Annotated in this window: 3 protein-coding genes and 1 pseudogene; 2 read left to right on the top strand and 2 right to left on the bottom strand. The window is 70.9% G+C overall.

Annotated elements, in window-relative coordinates; genetic code table 11:
- Together CCN51_RS45840 and CCN51_RS45835 are read right to left on the bottom strand one after the other, a co-directional pair.
- Positions 1-519: MFS transporter (locus CCN51_RS45840; RefSeq protein ID WP_245881817.1), on the bottom strand; the 519-nt coding region annotated here is incomplete at its 3' end.
- Between the two features lie 187 nt (positions 520-706).
- On the bottom strand, positions 707-1,177 hold the full coding sequence (locus CCN51_RS45835) for a MarR family winged helix-turn-helix transcriptional regulator (protein ID WP_014173700.1): 471 nt from the start codon (positions 1,175-1,177) through the stop codon (positions 707-709).
- A gap of 146 nt (positions 1,178-1,323) precedes the next feature.
- Here CCN51_RS45835 and CCN51_RS45830 point away from each other — a divergent pair.
- Positions 1,324-1,763, top strand: a pseudogene (locus CCN51_RS45830) (oxygenase MpaB family protein); the annotation flags it as partial.
- Between the two features lie 58 nt (positions 1,764-1,821).
- Positions 1,822-2,820: serine/threonine-protein kinase (locus CCN51_RS45825; protein ID WP_086860907.1), on the top strand; the 999-nt coding region annotated here is incomplete at its 3' end.

The following is a 2,820-nucleotide window of genomic DNA, read 5'->3' as shown; positions in this document are numbered from 1 at the left end:
GTTCATGGTTGCTGTGTTCATGGGTGCTGCGTTCATGGTTGCTGTGTTCATGGGGGCATCGGTGTTCTCGGAGCTGTCGGCTACTTTGCCCGGGGTCCGGTGCATCAGCCGACGGTCGAGGACGGTCAGCAGGAGGACCGCGAGGCCGGCCGCGACCAGCACGAATCCGAGGGTGTGCAGGCCGTGGTCGCTCGCCCCGTCGCGGAGGACGATGCTGCCGATCACGGCGGAGGTGATGGTTCCGAGGTATCCGAAGGTCCGGAACAGCCCGGAGGCGGTGCCGATCTGGTCGGGTGGCGCCGCGAGGTAGAGGGCGGTCTGGTTGCCGACCGTGGTGGCGGAGGAGGTGACGCCGAAGACCAGGGAGACCAGCACGACGGCGATCGCTGGGCTGTGCGAGGTGAGCAGCAGGATGCCGACGGTGCCGAGCAGCATGCTCACAGCCGCGGCGAGCAGCGGTCCGCGCACCAGGTTGCGGCTGGCGAGCGGGTGCGAGAGCAGCGCGGAGACGGCGCCCATCGGGGTACGGCGGTGGCGCCCACCGAGATGTGTAGTTCGGTGGCGATGGGCACCAGGGCGGTCGCGATGATCGAGCTGTTGATCGGGTTGAGGCTGGAACCCACGTAGAGCGGGGTGGTGAACGTCCATGCGAAGGGCCGGCGCGAGAGGTCCGGCCCTGCGGTGTCGCTCCGGCCGACGGCGGATCTCATATGCCGCGGTCGCTCAGGTCGACATCGGCGAGACGCTCCAGGAGCTCAATGGCTTTCTCCATGTCCTCGCGTTCGTCCGGGGCGACGACATGGTCGATGGCCAGCGTCAGGAAGGTGGCGCGGCCGGTGAGGAGCTTGTCGACCATCTCGGTCGCCGAGCGATCGGCGCTGATCAGTTTCTTACGGCCGTCCTGCGGGTCGGGCTCGCTGTGGACGAGACCGGCGGCTCTGAGCACCGCCAGGCTCTGCGCGATGGCCTGCGCGCTGACGTGCTCCAGCGAGGCGAGCCGGGCCGCGGTGACCGGGCCCTCCCGCACCACGCTCGCCAGCACGGCGAGTTGCGTGGCGGTCAGGCCGGTCGCATGCTGCCCCGATTCCGCGCGCAGGCGGGCGCGCAGACGCTTGATCGCGTCGTGGAGGCGCTGCGCGGTCGCAGCGGACTGCCGCGGCCGGGGGTTCGTGTCCATGACCCCACCTTAGAATTCCTCAAGCAACTTTGCCAAGTTCCTTGAGGAATTCTGGCGAGATTTCCGGGGCGAGGTCGCCACGCTGTTGCGCGCCGGCCACTTCGGCGGCCTTGTCCCGGAAAGCGTCCGGCTCGGGACCAGTGGCCCCGGATCTGCTGCTGTGGGTGCACTGCGCCGAGATCGACTCCTGTCTCCAGGTGGTTCGCCGCTCCGGCTTTCCGCTGACCGCCGCCCAGGCGGACGCCTAAGTGGACGAGAACCGCGAGGCCGCCCATTCATCCCCTGCTTGTTCCGGCGCGTGCGTTGATCTGGGGGCGCGTCGCCGCATTCGCCTATGCGAGCCTGCCCCCGTACGCCCACGAGTTTGTACGGCCGCCCGGCGCCCGCCCCCGCCGTCGTCACCCGCCGTCTGCGGGCGGCCGGCCGGGTGCTGCGCCGTATCCCGCCCACCCTCCGCTGGCAGCTGCCGCCCAAACACCTCCTGCGGGTCGTCGAACGGCTGGGTCCCGGCACTCGTCCCTCGGTCTACAAGTTGCGCCAAAACGCCGCCATACTGGACAACGGGGATGCGTCGAGGGCTCCATGACGAGCCGTCGGCTTCGACGGGGGCGGCGGGAGGCACTCCCGCCGGAGGCAGGGGGACCATGGCGGACACCAGGCTGATCCAGGGCCGTTACCGGCTGCTCGATCTGATCGGGCGCGGGGGAATGGGCGAGGTGTGGCGGGCGCTCGACGAGTCGCTGGGGCGGCGCGTCGCCGTCAAGTGCCTCAAGCCCATGGGACAGCAGCGGGACCCGTCCTTCACGGACGTGCTGCGCGAGCGGTTCCGCCGCGAGGCGCGGGTCGCGGCCTCGCTGCAGCACCGCGGGGTGACCGTGGTGCATGACTTCGGGGAGCACGAGGGCGTCCTGTATCTGGTGATGGAGCTGCTGGAGGGGCGCAACCTCAGCCAGCTGCTGGAGGACAACGAGCAGCGTCCGCTGCCGGTCCCCGACGTCCTGGACATGGCCGGCCAGCTCGCCGTCGCCCTCGCGTACACCCATGACCAGGGCATCGTCCACCGGGACCTCAAACCGGCCAACATCATGCGGCTGGCCGACGGCTCAGTGAAGATCTGCGACTTCGGTATCGCCCGGCTCGGCCATGACATCGGCTTCACGGCCCGGCTCACCGGGACCGGTATCGCCATGGGCACCCCGCACTACATGTCGCCCGAGCAGATCGCGGGTGGCGCCGTCGACCACCGCAGCGATCTGTACTCCCTGGGCTGTGCGCTGTACGAAATGGCCACCGGCGCGCCGCCGTTCGACGTCGACGATGCCTGGGCGGTGCTCGTCGGCCACCGCGACACCCCGCCCGAGCCGCCGCGCCGGCACCGGCCCGAGATCCCCGAGCCCTTCGAGCGGGTGATCCTCGACCTGCTGGCCAAGGACCCGGAGGACCGTCCGCGCGACGCCGCCGACCTGGCCAAGCGGATCGCCCTGGCCCGCGCGACCTGGGGTGCGGGGCAGCCGCTGGTGCCGGCGTGGACCCTGCCGGGACTCGGCGCGGACGTGCCCGCGCAGCGACAGCCCCGCCTGCCCGCGTGGGCCCGGCATATGACCACCGGTACCGCGGCGGGCGGGGCCGCCCGGCCCGGGACG

It is taken from the genome of Streptomyces milbemycinicus (genome assembly GCF_002154605.1).
In the GTDB taxonomy this organism is placed as follows: domain Bacteria; phylum Actinomycetota; class Actinomycetes; order Streptomycetales; family Streptomycetaceae; genus Streptomyces; species Streptomyces milbemycinicus.
The sequence above is the reverse complement of the archived record's forward strand: the minus strand, read 5'-3'. Positions and strand labels throughout refer to the sequence as shown.

Excerpts from the sequence above, each read along its gene's own strand:
- CCN51_RS45835 (WP_014173700.1), bottom strand. The coding sequence starts at position 1,177 with ATGGACACGAACCCCCGGCCGCGGCAGTCCGCTGCGACCGCGCAGCGC.